General features: G+C 71.0%; 6 protein-coding genes. All 6 read left to right on the forward strand.

Features of this window, described 5'->3' with window-relative positions:
* Positions 1–64 precede the first annotated feature (64 nt).
* Positions 65–949, forward strand: a complete 885-nt coding sequence (locus AC5LSR_RS15385) for a menaquinone biosynthetic enzyme MqnA/MqnD family protein (protein WP_493468609.1) — start codon at positions 65–67, stop codon at positions 947–949.
* Positions 950–1,906: 957 nt separating this feature from the next.
* On the forward strand, positions 1,907–2,338 hold the full coding sequence (locus tag AC5LSR_RS15390) for a response regulator transcription factor (RefSeq protein ID WP_250283264.1): 432 nt from the start codon (positions 1,907–1,909) through the stop codon (positions 2,336–2,338).
* A gap of 502 nt (positions 2,339–2,840) precedes the next feature.
* Positions 2,841–3,035, forward strand: coding sequence for a putative leader peptide (locus AC5LSR_RS15395; protein ID WP_250283263.1), 195 nt, complete (start codon positions 2,841–2,843; stop codon positions 3,033–3,035).
* Positions 3,036–3,137: 102 nt separating this feature from the next.
* Positions 3,138–4,910: a nitrite/sulfite reductase gene (locus AC5LSR_RS15400; RefSeq protein WP_250283261.1), complete on the forward strand. Its 1,773-nt coding sequence runs from the start codon at positions 3,138–3,140 to the stop codon at positions 4,908–4,910.
* Entirely contained in the window at positions 4,910–5,212 is a 303-nt protein-coding gene (locus AC5LSR_RS15405) for a hypothetical protein (RefSeq protein ID WP_250283259.1), read from the forward strand. The genes AC5LSR_RS15400 and AC5LSR_RS15405 overlap by 1 nt, the downstream gene beginning before the upstream one ends.
* Positions 5,212–5,883: a phosphoadenylyl-sulfate reductase gene (locus AC5LSR_RS15410; RefSeq protein ID WP_250283257.1), complete on the forward strand. Its 672-nt coding sequence runs from the start codon at positions 5,212–5,214 to the stop codon at positions 5,881–5,883. Before AC5LSR_RS15405 ends, AC5LSR_RS15410 begins: the two co-directional genes overlap by 1 nt.
* Positions 5,884–6,285 lie beyond the last annotated feature (402 nt).

The raw sequence follows: 6,285 nt of genomic DNA on the forward strand, positions 1-6,285 counted from the left end.
TCAGGAGGCCGGGCACACGGTGCCGCCGTCGCTGCCGACTCAGAGCTCGCAGCCCGCCGTGCCGGTGCCCGCCGTGCCGGTGTCGGTCCCGTCCGTGCCGGCGTCCGTTTTCAGGCGGCCGCGGGTCGGCCACATCCAGTTTCTCAACTGTCTCCCGCTCTACTGGGGCCTGGTGAACTCCGGCGCGGTACTGGACGTCGAACTGACCAAGGACACTCCAGACCGGCTCAACGAGGCACTGGTGGCGGGCGATCTCGACATCGGCCCGATCAGCCTGGTCGAGTACCTGCGGCACGCCGACGAGCTTGTCGTCCTGCCGGACATCGCGGTCGGCTCCGACGGCCCGGTGCTGTCGGTGGTGCTCGCCAGCGCCGTGCCGGTGGAGCGGATCCGGTCGGTGGCCCTGGGCTCGACGTCACGGACGAGTGTGCTGCTCGCGCAGATGCTGCTGGAGGACCGGCTGGGGCTGTGGCCGGCCTACACGGTCATGCCTCCCGATCTTCCCCTGATGCTGCGTGAGGCCGACGCCGCCGTACTGATCGGCGATGTGGCCCTGCGGGCCACCTATGACGCCGAGAACGCCGGGGACGCGCATCCGCTGCATGTCGTCGACCTGGGCGCAGCCTGGCGGGACTGGTCGGGCCTGCCGATGGTGTTCGCGGTGTGGGCGGCGCGCCGCGACTTCGCCCAGGCCTACCCGGGGGTGGTCAAGGAGGTGCACGACGCCTTCCGGGGCAGCCTCGATCTCGCGCTGCGCCAGGTGGACGCCGTGGCCCGGCACGCGGCGCGCTGGGAGGTTTTCGACGTGGCGACGCTGACGCGGTACTTCACCACGCTGGATTTCTCCCTGGGGAGGCGTCAGCTCGCGGGAATAACGGCTTTCGCCCGGCGGGCGGCGGCCCGCGACGCCGTCCCAGCGGATGTGGACGTGCTGTTCGCCGGTGGATAGGCACGGGTGGACGGCACGGGCGGGTACGAACGGCCGAACGGGTACCGGCACGGGCGGGTACATATTTACGGTGCCGCACCGGTCGCCGTCCATCATGATGTGTCCCGCGGCCCACGGTGACACGGCGTTCTTTTCATAACGATATATTCCGTCATCGGCGACGGCTCGTTCCGTCTTTTCCGGCGCCGCCTCCGGAGGGGGCGCGTGGCCCTGCTGGTCAGGACCGGGGCGTGGCCTGCTGGTCAGAACCGGAGAGCGGCTCCACCGACGGACAGGGCACCGTGGATGCCGGGCCAGGAGTTCGCGCGGGCTGGCGTTCGCGCCGCTCGGTGCGCTCGAACAGCCAGGATCTCGCGTGTGGGCGCATCCGGACACAATCAGCCTGGCCATCGGCGAAGCCTGACCATCGGCAGAGCCGCCTGCGGGCGGCTCGCGTGGGCGCCTCCGGGCACCCGCGCGTCCCGCCATCGGCGGCCTGCTCCGGGCACCTTGCGCGTGGGCGCACGCGGACATGGCGCTGCCGGGGCCGCCCCGGAACAGGCGGCCGGCCGGCCTCGCGGGTGGGTGCACGCGGACATAGCCCTTATGGGCCCCCACCGGCCCCTGGGCCCCGCAGGCCCGATGGGCGCGGCGCCGTGGACACCCCGCTGGCACGGGTGGGCCGGCCGCGGGCCGGTACGACGACCGACGTCGGAGCCGTCGCCTCGGGTGGCCGAAGGTTACCGGCAGCCGTCATCGGTGTTGCCGCCGGCCGGACATCGATGACAATCCACGCACAGTCCTTCCGCATCGTTTCGCGATTATGAACAGGTGTGATTGTGGGTGTCCGGTGGCGATGACCACCCTCCCTTTGCAGACGGCTGTCCTCCTTTTGGGGGATTCGCTGGGGGGCTAGCTCCGGAAACCATCCTGAATGACGATGGGCGGGTGGTACCGGCACGGCGTAGAACGTCGGATATGGACGGAGAGCCGGGTGCGCAGGATGCCGTCCGCGTCGTGGTGGCCGACGATGCCGACGGCGTACGCGATCTCGTTTGTCTCCTGTTGGACATGGAGCCCGATTTCGTGATCGTCGGCCGGGCCAGGGACGGGGCCGAGGCAATTGAGATCGTGGCGCGCACCGACCCCGACCTCGTCCTGCTCGACGTCGCCATGCCCATCATGGACGGCCTCGCGGCGTTACCCGTGATTCGCCGGACGGCGCCCCGGGCCCGGGTCGTCATCTTCACCGGTTTCTCCGAGCGGGCTCTTGGCGAACAGGCCTCGGCGCTCGGCGCGCACGCCCTGATCGAGAAGGGGCTCGCCGTTGACAGCCTGGTCGACCGCCTGCGGGACGTGTGCGGACGCGCTCCGGTCCGGACCGTCGCGAGCCGGCCGGCCCAGAGCTGAACCATCGACCGGCCCGGGAGCCGGCCCGAGCCGGCCCAGAACGCGCCCCCGGCCCAGGGTGCGCCCTCGGCCCAGCGGGCGGCCGGGCTGACCGGTCCCGCATCGGGCCGTCGACCGGCCGCGGCTCGCACGAGGCCCGCTGTCGCTGTCAGACGGCGCTCCCGTGCCGAGCCGGCTGGCCGGTCCCGCGCCGGAGCGTGGCCTGGCCGCGGCTTGCGTGAGGCTCGGCCGCGGCTCGCGTGAGGTCGTAGGGTGAGGCCCGCCGTCGGTGCCCAGGTGGCGTTCCCGCGCCGGGCCATCGGCATCACCGTCCGGCCGCGACCCGTCCGGCCGGTCGATCTGTTTATTGCCGTTGGCCTGTTTATCCACCGGTCCACTGAACAATGAAATCGGGACGGGTCCGCCGGCCGTCATCCATCCAAATTTTGAACGCTCCGTAATTTTATCCTGCTGCTGGGTGCATTCGCTGTCTTACGGGCGTCCGATGTGAAAGCATGGGCCCGTGACCGCGCGCCCGGATCTCCGTCTGACCGGTTCAGGCATGACGGGTTTCGGCTCGGGTCCCGCGTGGGCCGGCTTCACATCCGCCGGCCGCGCCTCGGCGGACTCCGCGGCCCTGGTCGACTTCGGGCTGGTCGCGCGCCTGCATGTCGACCTGCTCAGGGTCGCCAGCGCGGTCTGTCCGCGCCACATCTGACCTTTCCGCCGCTGACCTTTCCGCCGCGCCACCGCATCCTGTCGACATGTTGATGTTGTCGGCCTGTTGTCGGCGCACCCGCACACGGTTGCGAGAGATTCGATGACGACCCCCGCACGTTCCCGTTCCGCGCGCCCGTCCCGTCCGAAGGGGCAGGGCCAGTGGGCGCTCGGCCACCTGGAGCCCCTCAACCCCAACGAGCGGATGAAGAAGGACCAGGATGGCCTGGCCGTCCGGGACCGGATCCTCAACCGCTACCCCTACACGGGCTTCGCCGGCATCGACCCGCAGGACCTTCGGGGGCGGTTCCGCTGGTGGGGGCTGTACACCCAGCGCAGGGAGGGCATCGACGGCGGCAAGACGGCCGTCCTGGAGCCCGAGGATCTCGACGCGCCGTTCTTCATGCAGCGCATCCGCCTCGACGGCGGCCGGCTGACCAGCGACCAGCTCCGCGTCATCGCCGGGATCTCCACCCGCTACGGGCGGGACGTCGCCGACGTCACCGACCGGCAGAACATCCAGCTGCACTGGATCCGCATCGAGGACGTGCCGGCGATCTGGGCGGCGCTGGAGGGCGCCGGGATGACGACGGCCGAGGCGTGCGGTGACACCCCCCGCGTCATTCTCGGCTGCCCGCTGGCCGGCGTCGACGGCGACGAGGTCATCGACGCCACCCCGGCGATCGAGGAGACCGTCCGGCGGTACGTGGGCGACGAGTCCCTGAGCAACCTGCCGCGCAAGTTCAAAAGCGCCATCTCCGGCTGCGCCGACCACTGCACGCTGCACGAGATCAACGACATCGCGTTCGTCGGGGTCGTCCACCCCGAGCTCGGTGCCGGCTACGACCTGTGGGTCGGCGGCGGCCTGTCGACCAACCCGAAGCTGGGGGTCAGGCTCGGCACCTTCGTGGCTCCCGAGCGGGTCGCCGAGGTCTGGCACGCTGTGGCCAGCCTGTTCCGGGACTACGGCTACCGGCGGATGCGCACCCGGGCCCGGCTGAAGTTCCTGGTCGCCGACATGGGCCCCGAGTGGGTCCGCGCCACCCTGGAGAAGGAGTATCTGACCGCGGCGCTGCCCGACGGCCCGCCGCCGGCGCCGCCGCGTAACGAGGGACGCGACCACATCGGCGTCCACCGGCAGCGCGACGGCCGGTTCGCGGTCGGCTTCGCACCCCGCGCCGGGCGGCTGACCGGCACCACACTGGCCGCGGTCGCGGACCTCTCCGACCGTTTCGCCGCCGGCCGCATCCGGGCGACGACCACGCAGAAGCTGGTCATCCTCGACGTCGATCCGGCCCGGGCCGACGAGCTGGAGGCCGAGCTCACCGCACTCGACCTGGTCGTGCGGCCGAGCGTGTTCCGGCGCGGCACCATGGCCTGCACCGGTATCGAGTTCTGCAAGCTCGCCATCGTCGAGACCAAGGGGAAGGCCGGTTCGCTGATCGACGAGCTCGAGCGCCGCCTGCCGGACTTCGACGAGCCGATCGGCATCCACGTCAACGGATGCCCCAACGCGTGCGCGCGTTTCCAGGTCGCCGACATCGGGCTCAAGGGCTCCCTGGTGCCGGACGCCTCCGGGGAGCTCGTCGAGGGGTTCCAGATCCACCTTGGCGGTCATCTCGGCACCCGGTCGCGGCTCGGCCGGAAGCCCCGGGGGCTGAAGGTCACCTCCGCCGGGGTCGTCGACTACGTCGACGGCCTGCTGCGAGCCTACTCCGCGGGCCGCGGCGAGGGCGAGTCCTTCGCGGACTGGGTGGAACGGGTGGACGAGTCCGCGCTCTTCGTCGCGTCCGTACGAGCCGGTGCCGGCGCGGCCGGCGGGGCCGCTTCGGCGGCGGGCGTGGACGCGCCGGGCGAGCGCCACGGCGGCGGCTGATGGCCGGCGCGCACTCGGTCCCGTTCTACTGCCCGTACTGCGGCGAGGAGGACCTCGTCCCCTACCTGCCGCCCGAGACGGCCGGGGACGCCGCCGCCGGTTCCGGCCACGGCCAGTGGTCGTGCGGAAGCTGCCGGCGGGCGTTCCGGCTCAGCATGACCGCGCTCGCGGTCGCGGTGCCACCGCTTTCCGCCGGCATTGCTGCCGGTACCGTCCAGTCCTCTGCGCGGGGAGAAGACGCAGCTACGCGGGGGGAACAAGCAGCCGCGGCGGCGGCCGTGGCAGTGGAGGAGAGACGTTGATGAACGCCACGTTGCGGGCCCGGGCCCTACGCGCCGGTGACGAACTGGAGGGCGCGCCGGCCGAGGAGATCCTGGGCTGGGCGGTGGAGCAGTTCGGCAGCGGGCTTGTCGTCGCCGCGTCCATGGCCGAAGCGGTGCTCGTCGACATGCTCTCCCGGATCCGGCTGGACGTTCCGGTGGTGTTCATCGACACCGGCTACCACTTCGCCGAGACGATCGGCACCCGGGACGCGGTCCGGCACCGTTACGACCTGCCGCTGATCAGCGTCGCTCCGCAGCTCACCGTGGCCGGTCAGGACGCCGTGCACGGGCCGAGGCTGTTCGAGCGCGACCCGGACCAGTGCTGCCGCATGCGCAAGGTCGTGCCGCTGGACCGGGCGCTCGCCCCCTACCAGGCGTGGGCGGCGGGCTCGCGCCGGGCCGAGAGCGCCGGCCGTAAGAACCTGCCGGCCGTGGGCTGGGACGAACGCCGCGGCAAAGTGAAGATCCACCCGCTGGCGGCCTGGACGGACGAGGACGTCGAGCGCTACGTCCAGGAGCACGGCGTCATCGTCAACCCGTTGCTCTCCGACGGTTACGACTCGGTCGGCTGCTGGCCGTGCACCGAACGCGGCCAGGGCCGCGCCGGCCGCTGGACCGGCTCAACCAAAACCGAATGCGGCATCCACTGAGCCCTTCTTCCTCCGATCCTGTGACCGGTCGAGGCGCTCCGTGGTAGTCGAGCGATACCGCCTGCCTTGTATGTGGATCATAATTAGCCGCTGACCGAACCAATGCTGTGGATTGCTGATGCGGTTGCCCCTGGAACCTGATGGCTGGAAGCCGACGTCTGGAACCTGATGGCTGGAAGCCGTCGACGCCGGTCATGGCGGGAGCCGTAGGTGGAAACCGTTGTCACGGTAGCCTTTTTCACCTACGGCTTCCGCGGCTGTAGGTGAAAAACGTTGTGGGTACGACGGTTGTCACCTACGGGTTCGGTCGGGTTCGACCGCGGGTGCGGCGTGCGCGTGGGCGGTAGCGTCGCAGGGATGAGCGAGGGTCAGGGCGCGGGGGAGGCCACGGGGGACGTCACG

The sequence above is a fragment of the Protofrankia sp. CiP1_Cm_nod4 genome (assembly GCF_982290645.1).